The organism is Agathobaculum massiliense, from assembly GCF_900291975.1.
Taxonomy (GTDB): domain Bacteria; phylum Bacillota; class Clostridia; order Oscillospirales; family Butyricicoccaceae; genus Agathobaculum; species Agathobaculum ammoniilyticum.
Map to the genome: position 1 here is coordinate 928,986 of NZ_OMPN01000001.1, position 20,326 is coordinate 949,311.

At 47.6% G+C, this 20,326-nt stretch carries 24 protein-coding genes, 1 tRNA gene and 1 pseudogene; 21 read left to right on the plus strand and 5 right to left on the minus strand.

From position 1 onward, the window contains the following. Positions 1 to 110 precede the first annotated feature (110 nt). From DBQ51_RS04830 to DBQ51_RS04850, 5 genes are all read right to left on the minus strand, one after another. Positions 111 to 686, minus strand: coding sequence for a TetR/AcrR family transcriptional regulator (locus DBQ51_RS04830; protein ID WP_159068070.1), 576 nt, complete (start codon positions 684 to 686; stop codon positions 111 to 113). Positions 687 to 867: 181 nt separating this feature from the next. After that, positions 868 to 2,019 (minus strand): sodium ion-translocating decarboxylase subunit beta, encoded by a 1,152-nt coding sequence (locus tag DBQ51_RS04835; RefSeq protein WP_107630929.1) that lies wholly within the window; start codon positions 2,017 to 2,019, stop codon positions 868 to 870. Positions 2,020 to 2,034: 15 nt separating this feature from the next. Beyond that, the gene (locus tag DBQ51_RS04840) at positions 2,035 to 2,412 is read right to left on the minus strand and encodes a biotin/lipoyl-containing protein (protein WP_107630930.1); all 378 of its coding nucleotides are present in this window, start codon (positions 2,410 to 2,412) and stop codon (positions 2,035 to 2,037) included. 15 nt (positions 2,413 to 2,427) lie between these two features. Then, on the minus strand, positions 2,428 to 2,769 hold the full coding sequence (locus tag DBQ51_RS04845) for an OadG family protein (RefSeq protein WP_199855180.1): 342 nt from the start codon (positions 2,767 to 2,769) through the stop codon (positions 2,428 to 2,430). A gap of 2 nt (positions 2,770 to 2,771) precedes the next feature. Beyond that, on the minus strand, positions 2,772 to 4,139 hold the full coding sequence (locus tag DBQ51_RS04850; protein WP_242977964.1) for a pyruvate carboxylase subunit B: 1,368 nt from the start codon (positions 4,137 to 4,139) through the stop codon (positions 2,772 to 2,774). Positions 4,140 to 4,578: 439 nt separating this feature from the next. On the opposite strand from DBQ51_RS04850, the gene DBQ51_RS04855 reads away from it, so the two are divergent. The 21 genes and pseudogenes from DBQ51_RS04855 to DBQ51_RS04960 all read left to right on the plus strand — a co-directional run bounded on the left by DBQ51_RS04855 (position 4,579) and on the right by DBQ51_RS04960 (position 20,244). Then, positions 4,579 to 4,655 (plus strand) — tRNA-Arg (locus tag DBQ51_RS04855). 569 nt (positions 4,656 to 5,224) lie between these two features. Next, positions 5,225 to 5,428, plus strand: a complete 204-nt coding sequence (locus DBQ51_RS04865; protein ID WP_223385014.1) for a hypothetical protein — start codon at positions 5,225 to 5,227, stop codon at positions 5,426 to 5,428. Continuing rightward, positions 5,425 to 6,354, plus strand: a complete 930-nt coding sequence (locus DBQ51_RS04870) for a DUF6017 domain-containing protein (RefSeq protein ID WP_002304312.1) — start codon at positions 5,425 to 5,427, stop codon at positions 6,352 to 6,354. Before DBQ51_RS04865 ends, DBQ51_RS04870 begins: the two co-directional genes overlap by 4 nt. Before the next feature lie 6 nt (positions 6,355 to 6,360). After that, positions 6,361 to 7,188 carry a ParA family protein gene (locus DBQ51_RS04875; protein ID WP_002304313.1) on the plus strand — a complete coding sequence of 276 codons (828 nt, stop codon included), beginning with the start codon at positions 6,361 to 6,363 and terminating at the stop codon, positions 7,186 to 7,188. Then, the gene (locus tag DBQ51_RS04880; RefSeq protein ID WP_002304314.1) at positions 7,145 to 8,071 is read left to right on the plus strand and encodes a ParB/RepB/Spo0J family partition protein; all 927 of its coding nucleotides are present in this window, start codon (positions 7,145 to 7,147) and stop codon (positions 8,069 to 8,071) included. Before DBQ51_RS04875 ends, DBQ51_RS04880 begins: the two co-directional genes overlap by 44 nt. An 8-nt stretch (positions 8,072 to 8,079) precedes the next feature. After that, a complete protein-coding gene (locus DBQ51_RS04885) occupies positions 8,080 to 8,607 on the plus strand; it encodes a hypothetical protein (RefSeq protein WP_002304315.1) in 528 nt (175 codons plus the stop codon). Between the two features lie 54 nt (positions 8,608 to 8,661). Then, positions 8,662 to 9,303, plus strand: coding sequence for a DUF3846 domain-containing protein (locus tag DBQ51_RS04890; RefSeq protein ID WP_002588969.1), 642 nt, complete (start codon positions 8,662 to 8,664; stop codon positions 9,301 to 9,303). A 10-nt stretch (positions 9,304 to 9,313) separates the two neighbouring features. Next, positions 9,314 to 9,625, plus strand: a complete 312-nt coding sequence (locus DBQ51_RS04895; protein WP_002304317.1) for a DUF5720 family protein — start codon at positions 9,314 to 9,316, stop codon at positions 9,623 to 9,625. 36 nt (positions 9,626 to 9,661) lie between these two features. After that, the gene (locus DBQ51_RS04900; protein ID WP_002304320.1) at positions 9,662 to 10,144 is read left to right on the plus strand and encodes a PcfB family protein; all 483 of its coding nucleotides are present in this window, start codon (positions 9,662 to 9,664) and stop codon (positions 10,142 to 10,144) included. Beyond that, positions 10,144 to 11,139: pseudogene (locus DBQ51_RS17520) on the plus strand (type IV secretory system conjugative DNA transfer family protein); the annotation flags it as partial. The gene DBQ51_RS04900 and the pseudogene DBQ51_RS17520, both read left to right, overlap by 1 nt. A 43-nt stretch (positions 11,140 to 11,182) precedes the next feature. Beyond that, a complete protein-coding gene (locus tag DBQ51_RS17525; protein WP_055163286.1) occupies positions 11,183 to 13,051 on the plus strand; it encodes a recombinase family protein in 1,869 nt (622 codons plus the stop codon). Then, the gene (locus tag DBQ51_RS04915; RefSeq protein WP_055163287.1) at positions 13,048 to 13,446 is read left to right on the plus strand and encodes a TnpV protein; all 399 of its coding nucleotides are present in this window, start codon (positions 13,048 to 13,050) and stop codon (positions 13,444 to 13,446) included. The genes DBQ51_RS17525 and DBQ51_RS04915 overlap by 4 nt, the downstream gene beginning before the upstream one ends. Next, the gene (locus tag DBQ51_RS04920; RefSeq protein ID WP_055163288.1) at positions 13,447 to 13,728 is read left to right on the plus strand and encodes a DUF6809 family protein; all 282 of its coding nucleotides are present in this window, start codon (positions 13,447 to 13,449) and stop codon (positions 13,726 to 13,728) included. It abuts the gene before it with no gap. Positions 13,729 to 13,850: 122 nt separating this feature from the next. Further along, entirely contained in the window at positions 13,851 to 14,129 is a 279-nt protein-coding gene (locus tag DBQ51_RS04925) for a hypothetical protein (protein WP_070101529.1), read from the plus strand. Then, positions 14,122 to 14,412, plus strand: coding sequence for a hypothetical protein (locus DBQ51_RS04930; RefSeq protein ID WP_055163289.1), 291 nt, complete (start codon positions 14,122 to 14,124; stop codon positions 14,410 to 14,412). Before DBQ51_RS04925 ends, DBQ51_RS04930 begins: the two co-directional genes overlap by 8 nt. A gap of 216 nt (positions 14,413 to 14,628) precedes the next feature. Then, positions 14,629 to 14,877, plus strand: a complete 249-nt coding sequence (locus tag DBQ51_RS04935) for a helix-turn-helix domain-containing protein (protein ID WP_055163290.1) — start codon at positions 14,629 to 14,631, stop codon at positions 14,875 to 14,877. After that, the gene (locus tag DBQ51_RS04940; RefSeq protein WP_055163291.1) at positions 14,877 to 15,545 is read left to right on the plus strand and encodes a response regulator transcription factor; all 669 of its coding nucleotides are present in this window, start codon (positions 14,877 to 14,879) and stop codon (positions 15,543 to 15,545) included. Before DBQ51_RS04935 ends, DBQ51_RS04940 begins: the two co-directional genes overlap by 1 nt. Before the next feature lies 1 nt (position 15,546). After that, entirely contained in the window at positions 15,547 to 16,554 is a 1,008-nt protein-coding gene (locus tag DBQ51_RS04945) for a sensor histidine kinase (RefSeq protein WP_055163292.1), read from the plus strand. Between the two features lie 100 nt (positions 16,555 to 16,654). Further along, on the plus strand, positions 16,655 to 17,335 hold the full coding sequence (locus DBQ51_RS04950; RefSeq protein ID WP_055163293.1) for an ABC transporter ATP-binding protein: 681 nt from the start codon (positions 16,655 to 16,657) through the stop codon (positions 17,333 to 17,335). Next, entirely contained in the window at positions 17,335 to 19,839 is a 2,505-nt protein-coding gene (locus tag DBQ51_RS04955) for an ABC transporter permease (RefSeq protein ID WP_055163294.1), read from the plus strand. The genes DBQ51_RS04950 and DBQ51_RS04955 overlap by 1 nt, the downstream gene beginning before the upstream one ends. A 42-nt stretch (positions 19,840 to 19,881) precedes the next feature. Then, positions 19,882 to 20,244, plus strand: coding sequence for a hypothetical protein (locus DBQ51_RS04960; RefSeq protein ID WP_055163295.1), 363 nt, complete (start codon positions 19,882 to 19,884; stop codon positions 20,242 to 20,244). Positions 20,245 to 20,326 lie beyond the last annotated feature (82 nt).

Genomic DNA, 20,326 nt, shown 5'->3' on the forward strand with positions numbered 1-20,326 from the left:
TACAAATCTATGCAGCGCAAAAGGCAGGTAGAACGCGCTTTTTGCCGGAGTTGCTCCGGCCGACTTATCCGCAAAACGAGCCGCCGCTTCCCGCAAAAAAATGCGCCGCTTCATTTGAGCAGCGCATTGATCCCTTGTGTATGGTATTCCACCAGCCGGTTCAATCCGGTCCGCACCTCGCGCGGACGGACGCGGTTCTTTAATATCTGCACGGTCCCGTCAATCAGGTTGCGGGCCATGATCTGTGCCAGCAGCAAGCAGTTGTCCTCATCTGCCAGCAGCGGCGCAGTCTTTGCCGCCAGCATATCGATCAGGCTACTGCGCAGCCCCTCATACCGTGTCCCCTGCGACTGCTCCATAATGAGCAGCAGGCCGTATTTCTCGGCCAGCAGCAAAGAAATGACCTCTTCAGTCAGCAGGACCTGGTATTCGCGCGCGCCGGTGCGCGGGTCAAAGCGCTTGTCCCGAAAGCGCATAATCAGGCGCTTGAGCCCCTCCGCGGCGCCGTCCGTCAGCTCGTAAAACAACTCTTCCTTGTTTTTGAAGTAATGGTACAGATTGCTCTTGCTGATATTGACCTTATCCGCAATCATCTGCAGAGAGGTCCGGTCATACCCTTTCTGCAGAAATAGATGCTGGGATTCCAGCAAAATCTTATGCCGTAGCTCGTCTTTCAAAACCTGCACAATAAAGACCACCCGTTCATTTCTTCCTATATTATAGCATTATGGCGTATTTTGTCAATACAAATGGGTTTTACAGGCGTTAAGACTGCGTCAGTTTTCAGGCCTTCCCGCGCCTCTATTCCCACGGAAAAGGGCGCCGGAATCGTCCGGCGCCCTTGCGCTCTGTTTTTGCGGCGCCCGCTTACGCGCCGAATACTTTCAGCAGGAAGCCCGCCGCGACAGCGGAGCCGATTACGCCCGCAACGTTCGGACCCATGGCGTGCATGAGCAGGAAGTTCGCCGGGTTGGCCTTCTGGCCTTCGACCTGCGAAACGCGCGCGGCCATCGGGACTGCGGAAACGCCGGCCGAGCCGATCAGCGGGTTGACCTTGCCGCCCGACAGCTTGCACATGATCTTGCCGAACAGCAGGCCGCCGATCGTGGAGAACATGAACGCGATCAAGCCGAGGACGATGATCTTGATCGTCTCCATGGTCAGGAACTTCTCCGCGACCGCCTTACACCCGACAGACAGGCCGAGGAAGATGGTGACGATATTGCACAGCGTGTTTTGTGCCGTGTCGGACAAACGATCGGTCACGCCGCATTCGCGGAACAGGTTGCCCAGCATCAGCATGCCGATCAGCGGCGCCGTATCCGGAATGAGCAGGATAACCACGGTCGCTACCGCGATGGGGAACACGATCTTCTCGGTCTTGGACACCGGACGGAGCTGCTCCATCTTGATCTCGCGCTCCTTTTTGGTCGTCAGCGCGCGCATCAGCGGCGGCTGTATCAGGGGGATAAGCGCCATATAGGAATACGCGGCGATCGCGATTGCAGGCAGGTAATCCGCAGCCAGACGCGAGGTGACCAGGATAGCGGTCGGGCCGTCCGCGCCGCCGATAATGCCGATCGAAGCAGCTACATTCGGGGCAAAGCCCAGCGCCAGCGCCATCAGGAACGCGGCAAAAATGCCGAGCTGCGCCGCCGCGCCCAGCAACAGCGAGGACGGCCGCGCGATCAAGGGGCCGAAGTCGGTCATCGCGCCGATGCCAAGGAAAATCAGCGAGGGGTAGATCGCATGCTCTACCCCCTGATAGAACACCCACAGCATGCCGGGGCTGGCGCCGTTTGCCGGCGCGTTGAGCAGGCCGGTCAGGGGGAAGTTCGCCAGCAGGATGCCGAACGCGATCGGTACAAGCAGCAGCGGCTCAAACTTTTTGCCGATGCCGAGAAACAGCAGCACAAACGCGATCAGGATCATGACCAGGCTGCGCGGGTCGCTGAACAATGCGGCGAAGCCCGAGCCGGCCAGGATCTCCTCTAGCGCGCCTATAAATGAAAATTGCATGTTACGCGCCTCCCGTTACATCGTGCAAAGCGCCGTACCGGTTTCAACGGTCGCGCCCTTCTGCACGCTGACCGAACCGACGGTACCATCATGCGGCGCACAGATCTCATTTTCCATCTTCATCGCTTCCAAGATGAACAGGACGTCGCCCGCCTTTACCGCCTGTCCCGCCGCGCAGCGGACATCCAGAATCGTACCCGGCATGGGCGCCGCGACGATCTCACCGCCAGCCGGAGCCGCCGGTGCGGGCGCGGCAGCCGGAGCCGGCGCTGCGGCCGGTGCGGGTGCGGCCGCCGGAGCCGCCGGCGCGCTCCCGACGCAGACCGCGCTTGCGGAGCCCTTGTCCACCTCAACCTCATACTGTTTCCCATTGAGTGTAACCAGATATTTCATTGTTTTCTTTCCCCCTTATACAGCCTTGATAGACTTGAACACGAGCTGGTCGAGCGGAATGCCCGTTTCATGGCTTACGATCGCCATTACGCATGCCGCCTGTGTTTCGTCAACGCCCTCCAGCACGACCTGCGGCGCTGCGGCGGCCGGCGCGGGCGCGGCAGCGGGCGCAGCAACCGGAGCCGCTGCGGGCTGGGACGCCGCCGCGACCGGCGCGGCTTTCTTTTCCACGCCGCCGACGATACGGGACACCACAATGATGACGCCCCACAATAATGCCAGCATCAAAAATACGATCACAAAGCCGGACAGCGCAACCATCACTGCCTCGACCGGACTAAGCGGTCCTTGTATCATAGTCAACCGACCTCCTTGAACGAATAACTTGCGGTAAAGGTCTGATCGCGGCGGTCAAAATACTGCTCCGCCTGTTGCGGGAACGCGATGTAGGAAAGCACGTCCTCCTCGCTCCGCGCGCGGCTACCCAGGTAGGCCTTCGCCTCTTCAAATTCCGGCTTGAGCGTATCCGCGAAGCGGCCGGTCATCGGCTGCTCGTCGCCCAGCACCTTTTTCGCCAGCTCCGGAGCAATTTTGCCCGGCGCCTTGCCATATTCGCCCTTGATATAGCTTTTGATCTCCTTGCCGATGGATTTATACCGCTCGCCGAGCAGGACGTTGACCGTTGCCTGCACGCCAACCATCTGCGAAAGCGGGGTGACAAGCGGCGGGTAACCCATGTCCTCACGCACGCGGGGGGTTTCCTCCAGCACGGCCTCCAGTTTGTCAATCGCGTTCTGCGCCTTGAGCTGCGCCACCAGGTTGGACAGCATGCCGCCCGGGATCTGGTAGTTGAGCGCATCGGTCTTGGTGGACAGCACATAGGGGTCGAACAGCCCGTTAGCCGAGAACTTGTCCTTGACCGGCAGGAAGAAGTCGTTTACCTTTTTCAACTGCTTGCTGTCCACGCCGCAGTCAAAGCCCATCTGCGCCAGCGCATAGACCAGCGACTCGGTCGCGGGCTGGCTGGTGCCGCCGGAGAAGCACGAGGTCGCGCAGTCGATGCCGGCCGCGCCCGCTTCCGCCGCCTTGAGGTAGGTCATATAGCCCAGGCCGGTGGTCGCATGGGTATGCACATAAACCGGCAGCTTGATGTTTTCGCGCAGCGCCGTGACAAGGTCGTAGCATTCCTGCGGCGACATGATGCCCGCCATATCCTTGATGCAGAGCGAATTGCAGCCAAGCGCTTCGATCTGCTTGCCCAGGGAGACGAACATCTCCAGATTGTGAATGGGGCTGAGCGTGTAGCAGATACAGCCCTGCGCATGGCCGCCCGCCTTGAGGCATTCATCCACGGCGGTTTCGATGTTGCGCATATCGTTGAGCGCGTCGAAAATGCGGATGATATCCATTCCGTTCTCCACACTCCTGCGCACAAAGCGGCGGACGGTATCGTCCGAATAATGGTGGTAGCCCAGCAGATTCTGGCCGCGCAGCAGCATCTGCAGCTTGGTGTTTTTCATGTGGGATTTGATTTTGCGCAGCCGCTCCCAAGGATCCTCGTGCAGGTAACGCAGGCAGCTGTCGAATGTCGCACCGCCCCAGCATTCGATCGAATGATAGCCGGCCTTGTCCATATCGTCCAGTACGGCTTCAAAATCGTCAAACGGCATACGGGTTGCGATCAACGACTGCTGTGCATCGCGCAGCACGGTTTCGGTGATGTGCATTTGTTTCACGAATATGCCCTCCTTTACCGGCAAAACAGGGTATGAAAACAAAACTCTACCTACTACCCCATTTTACTTAATTTTATCATAGCACTTTCCTCCCAGGCATGCAATGTTTTTATTTTAACAAAGTTGTTTTGCTTATTTTGTCTGTATTTTCATGTGTTCTTGGATTGACAATCGTCCCGTCATACAGTATGATATAAAAATACTGTGCGTATTGCCTTCCCTTTTTAACCGCGGTGTTGTGCCGCGCAGGGGCTTGCCGGAACGCGACCCATCTGTTATAATAAAGGCAATCACAACATATTTATGTCTCCGTACCTCAGCAGGATAGAGGGTCCGCCTCCTAAGGTTGCGTTACAACGGCCACCTCAAAAAAAACTAAATAAGGGATTGCAGTTCGACTTTGATCGGGCTATAATCATATATCAGACACGTCCATATAGCTCAGCTGGATAGAGCACACGCCTCCTAAGCGTGGGGTCGGAGGTTCAAATCCTCTTATGGACGCCAGTGAACAACGCCGAAAGCCTTTGTTTTCAAGGGTTTTCGGCTTTTCTTATATAAAAAGCTACGAAAAAGCTCTTTCACTGTATGAGATAAAATTCTACTCCAAAATTTGATTTTTGACAACCCCTCCAGAATCGAACGGTTGTTATAAGACAAAATCGCCAGCTAATTTTTAGCAGAAAACGGGCTGTTCTTGCTAATGAAAATGCCCTTCCTGCTAATCAGCCCCAAAATCGTGCCAAAAATCCAGCTAATCAAAAAAGGCGGATGTTTTGAATACCATGCAGTTATAGCAGATAAAATTAAATATCGTTATGTACATAGAGCGTCTATTTGCCCCGCATTGGGGATGGATAGGCGCTCTTTTTTTATGCCCAAACCCATGGGCAAATACAAGAGATTGGAGGTGTTTTATTTGAGCAAGCCTGTTTATACCGCAGACAAGCCGAGCGACTGTCATTACTGCTACTTCTGGACGAATGGCAGAAAGGGCTGCCGTCTGGGTAGAAATAATTGCTACTACTTAATCTCTTTGCCGCCGAAACCCAAGTCGGAATGTGATGGCTGTCCCTATGGGCGAGATCACCCGTGCATTGGTTGGTGTACGAAGAAGGTTATGCGTGAAGTGGGGCTTCGTTGATATGGATGTGTATGAACAGGAATACCGCTTCTACTATTTTGCCCGATGTCCTTACGAAAAGACGGATACGACTTTCCGCAGCATTCCGCTGACAACAGAAAGTTTTCCGCAGAAAGAAGGTGGTGAAGCCGTGTGAGTTTTGATTATTTTTACGGTCAGCAATCCGATCTATTCACATTCTATCGAGTTCCGAAGGTGTTGTTCACGAACGAGAGGTTCTGGAATATTTCTGCCGATGCCAAGATGCTGTATGGCATTTTGCTTGACCGCATGAGCCTGTCTGCCAAGAATGGTTGGATAGATAAAAACGGTAGAGTGTATATCATTTTTACAATCGACGAAGCGAAGATGGCTCTGAACTGTGCTGAACAAAAGGCTATCAAGCTGCTCAGTGAACTTGAGAAGAAAGCAGGATTGATTGAACGTAAGCGCCAGGGTTTGGGAAAGCCCAACCTGATCTATGTGAAGAACTTTATCTCTGCTGTGGATTCACAACTCTTGAATTGTGAAAATCACAATTCTGGAACAATGGAAATCACAACTCAAGAACTTCCGAAATCACAATGTAATAATACTGATATTAAAAATACTGAATTTAGTGATACTGATTCTATCTTTCCTTCCGGAAATGGTGGAATGATGGACGAGAATGACCGGTATCAAGAATACTTTGATTATTTCTCGGATCAGCTTAGTATGGATTTGTTGAAGAAGGATTACCCTTACGATTCCGAAATGCTGGATAACATTCTGGAGTTGATCGTTGAAACAGTTTGCACGAAGCGACCGTTGATTCGCATTGGTGCAGAGGAGCGTCCGGCAGAAATTGTCCGCAGTCGGTTTATGAAACTGAATGCCGAACACATTCGATATGTTATGGACTGCTTCAAGGAGAACACCACAAAGATTAGAAATATCCGTCAGTATATGCTGACTACGATATACAATGCGCCGACGACAATAGACACCTACTACGATGCTCTTGTTCGGCACGATATGTCACACGGATATTTGGAAGGAGGATTTAAGAAATTGAAAATGAAGCGAGAGGAAGGAGAGTGACGATAAATGTCGAAAAAAGCAACCATCATTGCGGTGGTCAATCAGAAAGGAGGCACTGGAAAGACCACCACCACCGAGAATCTGGGCGTTGGCTTGGCTCTTGAAGGAAAAAAGGTGCTTCTGGTAGACACCGATCCCCAGGCTTCCCTGACGGTCAGTTTGGGCAATCCCTGCCCGGATGATCTGTCTCCGACACTTTCCGATCTGATGGGAAAGATTATGATGGAAAACCCTATTACTCCCGATGAAGGGATTCTTCATCATCCGGAGGGCGTTGATTTGGTGCCGTCCAACATCGAACTCTCAGGTATGGAGGTAGCACTGGTCAATGCCATGAGCCGGGAAACCATTCTCCGGCAATACCTGGATACAGTCAAACAGAATTATGATTACATTCTTCTTGACTGTATGCCGTCTTTGGGTATGCTGACCGTCAATGCGTTGGCAGCTGCCGACAATGTGCTGATACCGGTTCAGGCAGCATACCTTCCTGCAAAGGGTCTGGAACAGCTGCTTGGAACCATCAACAAGGTCAAGAGGCAAATCAACCCGAAACTGAGGATTGAAGGGATTCTTCTGACGATGGTGGACAGCCGCACCAACTACTCCAAAGACATCAGCAATCTGATTCGGGAGAGCTACGGCGGAAAGCTGAAGGTTTACAAGACCGACATTCCCCGCTCTGTCCGTGCAGAGGAAATCAGCGCAGAGGGAACCAGTATCTTCAAGCATGATCCCAAAGGCAAAGTTGCCGAAGCCTATAAAATTCTGACGAAGGAGGTGTTAAACAATGCAGAAAAAAGGCGCAAACATCAGCTTGAAGGGGTACGATGATATTTTCTCCACCGATCAATCCAGAGCTGAAGCCCAGCAGGAGCGTGTGCAGGAAATTCCGCTTTCTGAGCTACACCCCTTTGAGGGACACCCCTTCCGTGTGGTTGATGATGAAGAAATGATGAAAACGGCAGAGAGCGTCCGAGATTTCGGAGTTCTCACTCCTGCGATTGTCCGTCCTGACCCCGACGGTGGTTATGAAATCGTTTCTGGTCACAGGCGGCACCGGGCATCGGAGCTTGCGGGTAAGGAAACCATGCCTGCGATTGTTCGTGACCTGGACGATGATGCAGCCATTATTTTGATGGTTGATGCGAATTTGCAGAGGGAGAGTATCCTGCCGAGTGAAAGAGCATTTGCTTATAAGATGAAGCTGGATGCGATTAAACATCAAGGTCAACGCACCGATTTAACTTCATCCCAAGTTGGGATGAAGTTGCAGGCAATGGATATAGTCGGTCAGGAGGCAGGAGAAAGCAGAAATCAGGTACACCGTTATATCCGTCTGACCGAACTGATTCCGGAACTGCTGGATATGGTAGATACGGGTCAGATCAAATTCAATCCTGCGGTGGAGCTTTCCTATCTGGCAAGTGAAGAACAGAAGGATTTTCTTTCTGCAATGGATTATGCTCAAGCAGCTCCTTCCCTTTCGCAAGCACAGCGAATTAAAAAGCTCGCACAGGAGGGCGAGTGTACGCTGGATGCGATGTGCGAGATTATGAATGAAATCAAGAAGGGAGAGCTGGACAGAGTAACCTTCAAAACGGATTCGTTGCGAAAATACTTCCCGAAGTCCTATACCAACAAGCAGATGGAGGATAAAATCATTCAGCTTTTGGAGCAATGGCAGAAAAAAAGAGAAAAATCAATGGAAAGGTAAGGTAAAAAATGTTTACACCCAAAAACATTCAGGGCGCTTTGGAAGAACTCTACGACCTTTGCGATCCTGATTATATGGTAGATATGCTCGTAAACTACAGTGAGGAGTTCGATGATATTTCTCCTGCGCTTCTGGCAAAGTCGTTTCAGAAAAATGCCGAGATGATTAGCGAGTATCGAGTATTGTCCTCTGCTGGTGAGGGTATCGACTATCAGGGAAAGGTACTTCTGAACAGCAGAGCCGTGCGGCTTCTGTCCTATGTAGAAGATATGAGCGGCGATGAAAAAGTTCGCACGATTCAGAGCAAGGAGCTGTGGTTAGCAGAAGATATGACATTCTATGTGGTGTCCTGTATGTCTACGATCACGATGGACAAGGAAGAAGCCATTTGTCTTAACGAACACCGCAGCGTGGTTACTACGGTGGAATGCGAGGACGATATTTTCTTCGACATGGGTTCCCTGATTTGCGAACTGGACGATATTTGCTTGTTCGAGCTTTTAGCCGATGTGGATGCGACTATTTATGAACTGTAACAGGTTCATGGATGGTCGCTTTTCTTATTTCCAAAGAAACGGAGGTATCGAAACTTGAAAGAATACGATGTGAAGATCACCGAAACCTTGGAGAAAACGGTTACGGTGCAAGCAGAATCTCACGATGCGGCAGAGGAACAGGTTAGAGCCGCTTATTACAATTCGGAGTACATTCTGGACTCCGAAAACTTTACCGGTGTTGCGTTCGGCACGACCGAGGAACGGGAGGTTCAGAAAGAACAGGCAGATACCATGAATGTGTTGCTGGTAAAGCCGTTCATGTATCCGCAGGCTGTGCAGATCGGCTGTGAGCTGGAGGATTTGCAGAAAGCCGTAGGTGGCGATATTGAGGCAACTTATCCGTTCAATGAGCCGGTTGCACTGGTGATGCACGACGAAGGTAAACTCGTAGGCAAAGAACTGAACCGTGCGCTGCGTGATGATGACGGCGATATTTATGACATTATCGCCGGTGATTTTCTGGTTGTGGGATTGGGCGAGGATGATTTTTGTTCTCTGTCCCCGGAACTGATGAAGCAGTTTGAGGAACACTTTCATCAGCCTGAGACTTTTGTACGCATGGGGCGCAGCATTATGGCGCTTCCCCTGCCGGATGACATGGTGAAGAAAGAAGATGCACCTGTCAAAGCTGATTCGGTTCCCCACAAAAGTAACCCTGACCGAGATGTTCTGTAAGGAGGTTCTTATGCAAAGAAATTCGACGATTGGAGAGCTGATGGAGCGAAAGCGGATTCAGGATGGTGCCAAGGAGTACCAGGGACATACCTATATGGACTTGGCACGATTTGATGACGCCACCAAGCACATGATTATTTTCGATGTGCTGACCGATGAATCGCCTGTCGGTTGGAAAGGCGAAAGAAATCGCCTGTATTTGAGCGATGTGGGTTATCAGAAGGCTCTGGATAACCAGAAAGCTGGCAATATCAAGATTATCAGCCATGCCGCAGTTGCCAAGGGCAATCTGTATTACGACCACAGAGATATGGCACGATAATCTGTTCACTCTACTGCTTGCAGGAGGTGATGAATCATGCAGGAAGAAGTTGAAAACAGAACAGTAAACCTGGCGATCAGCACAACCAAGCTGACGGGGCGCACTATCATTGCCGGTATCCGCAAGTATTTGCAGCACCGGGAAAAAGTGAAGATGAAAAAGGCACGAGACCCTGCCGTTCATGGAAAGCAATCCGTGAAACAGCTTTTGGGACAGAATCAGGGTGCTACGAATGTTGAGATCGACAAAGAGAGTATCCGTGATTTTGAAAAGCTCGCCAAGAAGTATGGCGTGGACTTTGCCGTAAGAAAAGATAAGTCCGTTGATCCTCCCCGGTTTCTTGTTTTTGTCCGTTCTAAAGATGCAGATGCTTTGGATGCAATCTGCAAGGAACATCAGGCAAGGGCATTAACCAAGAATGAAAAGCCGAGCGTTCTGGCGCAGCTGAAGAAGTTCAAGGAAATTGTCGCAGCGATTCCGAAGAAGGTTCGAGAGAAGAAACAGGAGCGTGATCTGTGATGGATAAGAGAAAAATGAAAAAGCTCCTGATTCTGAATTTACCGTATTTTCTGGTAGGGTTGTTCGCTACGAATTTAGGAGAAGCATGGAGATTGGCTGAGGGGGCAGATTCATCTGCGAAAATCCTCAGCTTTTTTCATGCCCTTCCGATAGCCCTGAACAATCCGTTTCCCAGCTTTCACCCGTTGGATTTGCTGATTGGTATTCTCTGCGGCGCAGGACTTCGGCTGGCTGTCTATCTAAAAGGCAAAAACGCAAAGAAGTACCGACACAATGTTGAGTACGGTTCTGCTCGTTGGGGAACGGCAAAAGATATTGAGCCGTTTATTGCACCAAAGTTCGAGGACAATGTGATCCTGACGAAAACGGAGCGGCTGATGATGAGCAATCGCCCGAAGAATCCTGCCAATGCCCGAAATAAGAATGTTCTGATTATCGGCGGTTCGGGTTCCGGTAAAACTCGCTTTTGGTTGAAGCCAAACCTTCTCCAGATGCACAGTTCCTATGTGGTCACTGACCCGAAAGGCAGCATCGTGATTGAGTGCGGCAACGCCCTTTTGAAGCATGGCTACACCATCAAGATTTTCAACACCATCAACTTTCAGAAGTCGATGCACTATAACCCATTTGCCTATATCCATTCAGAAAAAGACATTCTGAAACTGGTGACAACGCTGATTGCCAACACAAAGGGTGATGGAAAAGCCGGTGATGAGTTCTGGACGAAGGCGGAAACGCTGCTCTACTGTGCCTTGATCGGATATATCCACTATGAAGCTCCGGTTGAGGAACAGAATTTCTCCACCCTGATTGAGTTCCTGAACGCAATGGAGGTGCGGGAAGATGATGAGGAGTTCCAGAACCCGGTGGATCTGATGTTTGAAGCCCTGGAAAAGAAAAAGCCGAATCACTTTGCAGTCCGTCAGTATAAAAAATACAAGCTGGCTGCCGGTGTTGTATGCTTTAAGAGACTTATTCATCACGATATGAGTAAGTCTCTTAAAACATATAAGGCTACAAAGCAGAAAGGAGACCCCCATGAGCAAACAGAAAATAACCGCCCTGTATGAGCGTTTGAGCCGTGACGATGAACTGCAAGGCGAGAGTAATTCCATATCCAATCAGAAAAAATTATTGGAGGAATACGCCGCACAGCAAGGCTTTACAAACTGTGTCCACTTTACGGACGATGGAATAAGCGGGACTTGTTTCGATAGACCCGGCTTTCTTGATATGATGCGGCAAGTCGAAGCCGGAAATGTGGACTATCTGTGCATTAAGGACATGAGCCGTCTGGGGCGTGATTATCTCAAAGTCGGTCAGATTATGGAGATTTTACGCCAGAGAGGTGTCCGTCTCATTGCCATCAATGACGGTGTGGACAGTGCCAGAGGAGACGATGATTTTACCCCTTTTCGCAATATCATGAACGAATACTACGCCAGAGACACAAGCCGCAAAATCAAGTCCACTTTCAAGACCAAAGGCATGACAGGCAAGCATCTGACAGGGACGGTCATTTATGGTTATCTCTGGAATGAGACGAGAGACCAATGGATTGTTGATGAATACGCCGCCGAGGTTGTCAAGCGTATTTTTGCTATGACGATTGACGGCTACGGACCGTATCAGATTGCAAAGAAGCTGTCCGAGGACAAGATACTCATTCCCTCTGCCTACCTTGCACAGCATAACGAGGGCGTGAACAAAAACAAGACTTTCAAGGATGTGTACGGTTGGGGTTCTTCCACTATCGTCAATCTGTTGGACAAGCGTGAATATCTCGGTCATACCGTCAATTTCAAGACCCGAAAGCACTTTAAGGACAAGAAAAGCCATTATGTCCCGGAGGACGAATGGACGATTTTCGAGAATACCCACGAAGCCATTATCAGCCAAGAGACTTTCGACCTTGCACAGAAAATCCGAAGCAAGGTCAGACGATACCCCGATGGATGGGGCGAAGCTGCTCCCCTCACAGGCTTGCTCTACTGTGCCGATTGCGGCGGCAAGATGTATGTCCACCGCACTAACAACGGCAAGCGTATCTCTCAATACACTTGCTCACAGTACACAAAAGTCCCTTGTGGAACGCTCTGCAAGACACAGCACCGTATCAATGAAGATGTGGTACTTTCCCTTGTCTCCGATATGCTCCGAGCCATAGCCGAGTATGCAAAGCATGAGCGAGCCGAGTTTGTCCGAGTGGTACAAGAAGCACAGTCCAGTCAGCAGACAAGCGAGGTCAAGAAGCAACGCACAAGGCTTGCTACGGCAAAACAGCGTGTTTCAGAACTGGAAGTTTTGCTCTGTAAAATTTATGAGGACAATGTATTGGGCAAGCTCCCCGATGCCAGATATGCCGTTCTGGATGCACAGTACGCAAAGGAACAGGCGGCACTTACCGCCGAGATTGCAACACTTGAAAAGGCTGTCGGAGATTATGAGAAGCATGAGAAATCCGCAGACCGCTTTATCGCTCTGATTGACAAGTATCAGAACTTCGACAAGCTGACAAATACCATGCTCAATGAGTTTGTCGATAAAATCCTTGTCCATGAGCGAGCCAGAAAAGGCAGTCGAGAGACTACGCAAGAGGTTGAAATCTTCTTTAACTTTGTCGGGCGTTTCGTCCCTCCGGCATTTGCCGAAGTGGAGCTTACACCGGAAGAATTAGAGGAAATCCGCAAGCGTGAGGAACGCAAGGACAAACTTCATCAGAACTACTTGAAGCGTAAAGCCAGCGGTGCCCAGAAGCGTTATGAGGACAAAATCAAGGCGGCAAAGAAAGCCGAGATGGACGAAAAGAAAAATGCCATTCGAGCCGAGGATATTGCAAGGGGCGTATTTATCCCTGTCAGCAATCTTCCGAAGCGAGAACCACAGAAAGGAGCTATCACAGCATGAACGAACTGAAAGCGAGAATCCATGAAAACGGCATTGACTATGTCCTTGTGGGAGATTACTATGTGCCGGATTTGAAGCTGCCGGAGGAAAAGCGACCTATCGGGCATTGGGGCAGACTTCACAAAGCCTATTTGCAGAACTACCGCCCCACCGTTTACAACGAGCTTGTTTTGTCCTGTCGGCTTCATTCCGTCCTTGCGGATCTGAACGAACAGGCAAATGACCGCTTCTCTCTGATTATGGAGCAGATGGCAAGAGCCGAGGGCGTGACAGAGCAAATGAAAGCGGAAAATCAGATGTTGTGGGTGCAGTCTATGAACTCTATCCGCAACCGAGCCGAGGAAATTGTCAAGCATGAAATGATTTACTGCCATTATAGCGGAGGGGGTGATTAAATGATTATGGAAGCGATTTTCGGCGGCGATATGTACCCATTGGAGAACATTGTACCGCAACAGGACGGCTACAAGGCAGAGGTCAAAGCCATTGCCGACCTTATGGACGAACTGGCGAACAGGTTTTCAAAAGCTGACTTTTCCAAAGTGGAGGAGCTTCATCAGCGAATGACGATTATTCAGCAGTACGAAAGCACCGAGCATTTTAAGTGCGGACTGTCCACAGGATTGCTACTTATGAAAGAAGCCTATGAATATCCACTCAATCCCAAAGAGGATTAAAAAAACAAGGTCTGAACCCGACAATTTAATACCGTAATTCAAGCGGCAAGTGTTTCGTTCTTCGTGAAATGCTTGTTGCTTTTATTAACCTTAAATCTTAATCTTTCAAGGAGGAACCCACTATGAATATGAACATCAATGAAAAGAAAGCTCTTTATGCTTTTGGCTGTCCGAATCGAGAAGCGACCGTTCAACGCTTGCGTCTTGTGGCTGCACTTGCTCCCGACCCTGCGGCTAAGAAGCTGTTTTTCGCTCTGGCAGTCAAGTTGAATGACAAGGACTGTGACCGTTGGTATCGCTGTTTCTTCTACAACATGAGGGTGGAAATGGAACGCTTTGCTCACCACAAGTATGTGCCGGACAGCTATCCTGTTCCGATTATGGAGGGGCTTTATGAGTAAGCTGACGAAGTATGAGAAAGAAACAATCGTCCTGTTTAATGAAGCAGACGAAGAAGCTCATATCCAGACTTACAATGCCGGACTTCGGAAACGCCTTGAAGCGTTCAGCAAGAAGTACCCCGACCTCTGCCGTTTGGATATGAGTATGGGGCAAGGCGGTGTGTCCTATTGGATTGACAAGTCCAGATTGTCTATCCGCTTTCAGCCGCCCATGAGCGAGGAACGCAGACGAAAAGCAAGCGAATTGGCGAAGCAAAACGGTTTTAACGGTCAGAACGGATAATGTAGCTTTTCGGGTCTGTTTGCGGTCAAAATGTCGGGTCTGTACCCGATGTTTTGACTGTTACATATCGTCAAGGTATAAAGTCCTTACCTACCCAAAAAAGGAAAAGTATGCGTTATGGAGCTAATATGAACTACGAATTTACCGCAAGAGTGTTGATTTATTCACACTTGCGTGATATAATAATAGAATATGTAAGCACAAGGAGGGTAAGCTATGGCGGTAACATATAAAAAGTTGTTTCATTTAATGATTGACAAGGGTATGAGCAATGCGGAATTGATGGAACAGGCAGGTTTTAGTGCCAACATCATAACCCGATTGAAACGAGATAATTACCTTTCCCTTGACACCATCGAAAAGATATGCAACACACTCCATTGCGGAGTTGATGATATTCTTGAATTTATACCTAACGAAAAAGGCAATGATGCCAGAAATCCTTTCAGCAAGGAGAATACATGATGAGTAAATTATTATTAGTGGAGGATGACCAAAGTATCGTATCCTCATTATCGGACTATTTAGGAAATGAAGGGTTCAAAATCGAAAGTGCTTCCGGGCAAAAAGAAGCAATAGAAAAATTGGATAACGACCAATACGATATAGCCTTGGTGGATATTCAATTATCAAATGGAAATGGCTTTTCTGTTTGTTCTGCAATTAAAGAAAGAGGAACTATGCCGGTTATTTTCTTAACGGCGTCTGATGATGAATATAGTGTTGTGGCAGGACTGGACATGGGAGCTGACGATTATATCAGTAAACCATTTAGACCAAGGGAGCTTCTTTCAAGGATCAACAGCGTATTAAGGAGAACTAAGAACACGCAAAACATTATCAGCTACCATGACTTAGTTGTGGACACAAATCAAGCAACCGTGGTAAAAAACGGAACAGAGATTTTATTGTCTGCTATGGAATATAAGTTGCTGTTAGTCTTTTTGCGTAACAAAGGTATTGTCCTTTCTCGCAGAAGATTGTTGGAGCTTTTATGGGACACTACCGGAGAGTTTATCAATGATAATACGCTGACTGTTTACATGAAAAGGCTGCGTGACAAAATTGAAACAAATCCACAGGAGCCGGAAATCATAATTACCGTTCGTGGGCTTGGCTATAAGGTGGGTTGATATGGACTTTATCAGAAATAAAGAAGTTAAAAGGCAGATTGTTGTCAGCAGTATTCTTATTCTATTTTGGGGCGGCATTGGCATTATCGTTGATAGCAAAGCTGTGTGGATTGTTCTGTCGGCTATCATTTCATCAAGTGCAGTTTCCCTCTTTTTTACATATCAGAGATACAAGAAAATTGCTGATTTTAGTTTGCATATTGATAGGCTGCTGCATGGAGATGAAACGATTTCTTTTGGGCAGTTTCAAGAAGGCGAATTATCTGTTTTACATGATGAAATATCTAAGATGACAAGACGACTTATTGAACAGGCAGAAGCTCTGAAAATGGAGAAAGGTAATTTGGCGAATGCTTTAGCCGATATTTCACATCAATTAAAAACACCTTTGACATCGCTGAATATCCTAAATGCTTCTCTGTGTAATGAGGAACTGACTGACGAAGAAAGGTATGAGCTGATCCGCAAACAGACTATGCTCTTATCAAGAATGGAGTGGCTGATAGCCACACTTCTGAAAATATCCAAGCTGGATGCAGGAACGATTACTCTAAAGCCACAGGAGATATACTTAAAAGATGTGGTAGAAAAAGCAATTCGTCCTCTGGAGATTGCGGCAGAATTAAAAATGCAGACAATAACGCAAGTGATTCCGGCAGAACTGAAACTTGCTCTTGATGCTGATTGGACTGCTGAAGCCTTGGGGAATGTAATTAAAAACTGTATCGAACATTCACCAGAGAGCAGCAGTATTGAAATCAAGGCAATAGAAAGACCTCTTTTGACACAGATCATTATAGCGGATAATGGAGCAGGTTTTCGGAAAAAGGATATACCGCATCTATTTGACCGATTTTATCAAGGAAGTGGCTCTACAATCGGTAATGCCGGTTTGGGGTTGGCTCTGGCAAAAACAATCATCGTCAATCAGGGCGGCGTCATCCAGGCGAAAAACCGGAAGTCAGGCGGTGCAGAATTTGAAATCTGCTTTTATCGGGGGACTGCTTAATGCAGCCCCTTTTTAAGTGACATTTTTGTAATGAAAAAGTAATGAAGCAGTCACTTGGCTTTGCTATACTGAATTGCAAAAATATATGGAGGAACTTTTTATGGAAATATTAAGAGTAGAGAATATCTGCAAAACCTATGAAATGGACAATGCTCCTGTCCATGCTTTGTCAGATGTTTCTTTTTCCGTCGATAAAGGAGAGTTTGTTGCAATCATTGGAGCATCTGGGTCTGGCAAGTCTACCCTGTTGCACATTTTAGGTGGTGTTGACAGACCAACTTCGGGAAAAGTATTTGTGGATGGACAGGATGTTTATGAGCAAAACGAAGATGAATTGGCTGTATTCAGAAGAAGGCAGGTTGGGCTTGTCTATCAGTTTTATAATCTGATCCCGGTTTTGACTGTCGAGGAAAATATCACGCTGCCGATTCGATTGGATGGGCGTAAAATCAATAAGGAGCGTTTGAAAGAACTGCTATCCACGCTCAAACTGGTAAAGCGTAGAAAGCACCTGCCAAGTCAGTTATCCGGCGGTCAACAACAAAGAGTGGCAATCGGACGAGCGTTGATTAACGCACCTGCGATTATCCTTGCGGACGAGCCGACGGGAAATCTGGACACGGAGAACACAAGGGATATTATGAAACTTCTGCGTGAATCCAATGAAGTCTATCGCCAGACAATGATCCTGATTACCCATGACCGTGAAATCGCAATGCAGGCAGACCGTATTCTGGAAATTCAGGATGGCAGACTTGTGAGGGATGAGGTGATACGCTGATGAATATGATTTTCACGCTTACACTCAGGAATCTGCTGTCGAATAAAAAGCGTACCCTACTCACACTTTTAACCATTCTTTTGTCAATCAGTATGATAACCGCTATTCTCTGTGGGGGATGGTCGTTGGTTGATTTTTTGAAAGAGAAAGAAAAAGTGTATGGTGGCGATTATGACTACTACATGGAGGATTTGACTTGGGAGCAGGTTCAAGAGCTATATAGTCAAAACAATGTAGGCGAGGTTTCGCTTCTCCGCTTTGCCGGAAACAGTTTTTACGGGGAGAAATCCAACAGTACAATGCTCTCCGTTGGCGAGATTGACGAGAACTTTACCCAAAGATTTTCGTTAAATCAGTATTTGCTTGCGGGGCGTTTCCCGCAAGATGAAAATGAGCTTGTTATTTCAGAATCTTTTTTGAAGAAAAACAATATGAACACAGAGATTGGAGATACGATTTCTTTAACCCTTGGTTCAAGAATTTGGGATGAATATAATGCCCAGCTTTCCGGGCTGACAAATTATAGGGGCGAAGAAGAAAGTTTCGTTCCAACGAAAGAGAAAGCGTATGTAGTTGTTGGTATTCTGTCAGATGTGAATGACTCAAAAATCGCAGCAAACTATAATGCCTTTGCAGGCGTTGACAAAACGGCATCCGATTTTGCTGCGTATGTCAAGGCAAAGAATTTATCCAATTCGATCTATACAGAAGCCGAAGAAGTGGCTGCGGCAGTAGACAGTCATGTAGCAAAGTTTCATTCTGAACTGTTAGTCTATCATGGAATTACCGGCGGCAAAGGAGCTGCCAAACTGATTGCTTTGGTAGTCATGGTCATTTGCCTTTTGATGGCTGCATCCGCTTCAATGATCAGCAACGCCCTCTCCATTTCCTTGCAGGAACGAATTAAGCAGATGGGAATGTTATCCAGTATTGGAGCCACAAAAGGGCAAAAACGCCTTAGTGTATATTTAGAAGCCTTTCTTTTGGGTGTGGTAAGCATACCTTTGGGATTGGTTGTCGGCATACTGCTGTCTGCTCTGTTGTTAAGTGTGGTCAGGGCAGCTTTTGGAGAAACATTCACTTTTGGCATTGTAGAACTGTCCTTAAAGGTAAACGGACTTATCCTACTCGTCAGCGGATTATCCGGCATTGCTTCTTTGTACTTCGGAAGCAGAAAGCCTGTGAAGCAAGCTGCTAAAATTACAGTTATTGAAGCTATCCGCCAGTCTAACAATGCGGTATCAAAAAAGAAATTCCGTGATGGAAAAATCGTTTCTTTGGTTTTTGGCATTTATGGTTCGCTGGCAGCTAAAAATATTAAGCGTAATCCAAAACGCTTCCGAGCAATTACTGGCTCTATTTTCTTGTCGGTGGTAATTGCCCTTTCCTTATACAGTTTGTCTGATTTTATGCTTTATCAGACATCCTTGGACATGAAGGAGGACGGTTCCTGTTATACTGATGTGATTTCGACGATTCAATACAAAGATATTCCTACCGCAATCGGGGCATTATCGGATGAAAATATCACTGCGGATGTTTCCTATTCTTTTCAGCGATATATGACTGCTGAATTTTCGCAGGAACAAATCAATCCTGATATGCAGGGATATTTTATCAATGGTACGAAAGCAGAGGTATATGTCGTAGGACTGGACGAAGAACATTTTACTTCCTTTTGTGAGGAAAATGGCTTTCATATTATGACTGGCAGCTCCAATCGTGGAATCCTGCTCAATCAGACAATGGGATATTATAATGCGGGTCAAAATCGAGTGATTGCAGGCTCCCCGTTTCTTATTGAACCGGGAACTGAAATCATTCCGTTGGGGGCATCCGAGGATGCCTTGCCGATTATCGTGGAAGAAATCGTTTCAGAAGAAAATGCAAATATCCAATCCATGTTTGTGAGAGATCGAGCTGTCCTCATTGTGCCTTTAAGTTATTTTAACTGGCTGATAGATGATAACGCCTATGTGGAAATGAGAATACAGACAGCACAGCATAAAGAAGCAATGGACTGTCTGGCTGACAGAGGATTTCCGCAAACTGTGGACATTGCAGCCGCAACGAATAATTCCAGACAGGTATATACGATTGCAAAACTGGTAATCTGCCTGTTCTCGATCCTGATGACGGTTATTATCAGTTTGAATGTTTGCAACACTATCTCAAATACAATTCATTTGAGAAGAAGCGAATTTGCTGTTCTGCGTTCTGTTGGTATGACTGCCAAAGGATTGAAATGTACGCTATTGCTTGAAGCTGTTTTGTACGGCGTAAAAGCATTGGTTCTTGCGTTGCCTGTGAGCTTTTTGATTCATTGTGCCATCTACTACTTCATATCGTCGGGTATGACACCATTTGCTTTTTATATCAACGGTGGTATTTATGCTCTTGCAGTTCTGGCGGTCGGTGCTATGGTATGTATCGCTATGCTGTTTGCTGTCAGAAGCGTATCAAAGGTGGAAATTGTAGAGGAACTGAAATTGAGCAATATGTAATCATTCAATCTAACAAAGCAACTGAAACGGAGGTAATAGAAATTGCGTAAAAAGAAACTGGTAAAGAGAGTTGCAGGCATTGCTTTGACTGTTGGTGTAGTTATACTTGCCATTGTATGTGTCGGTAAAGTAAATCGCATTCAGAACGAAAAAGATATTATTGGCACATGGAAGGATACAAATGCGGAGGAGGTATTTACCTTTCAAGAGAACGGGGAACTTGCTGTGAGTAAAGATATGCCCGATTCGGGTCTGTCCTGCGGTAACGCATCTTATGGTTTTTCTTACTCGGATATAATCTGCGTGACACAGGGAGATAGTAGTGTAGAATTTGAGATAGAAGTAGATCATGACGAATTGACAATCTTCTTTATGGGGCAAGAATACTTAGCGTTAGAAAGGTAATGGTAGAAACTCTCTTGTTTCGTAAAAACTGAATAGAATGAACAAACCAAAGGCGACTAACCGTAAAAAGTTGGTCGCTTTT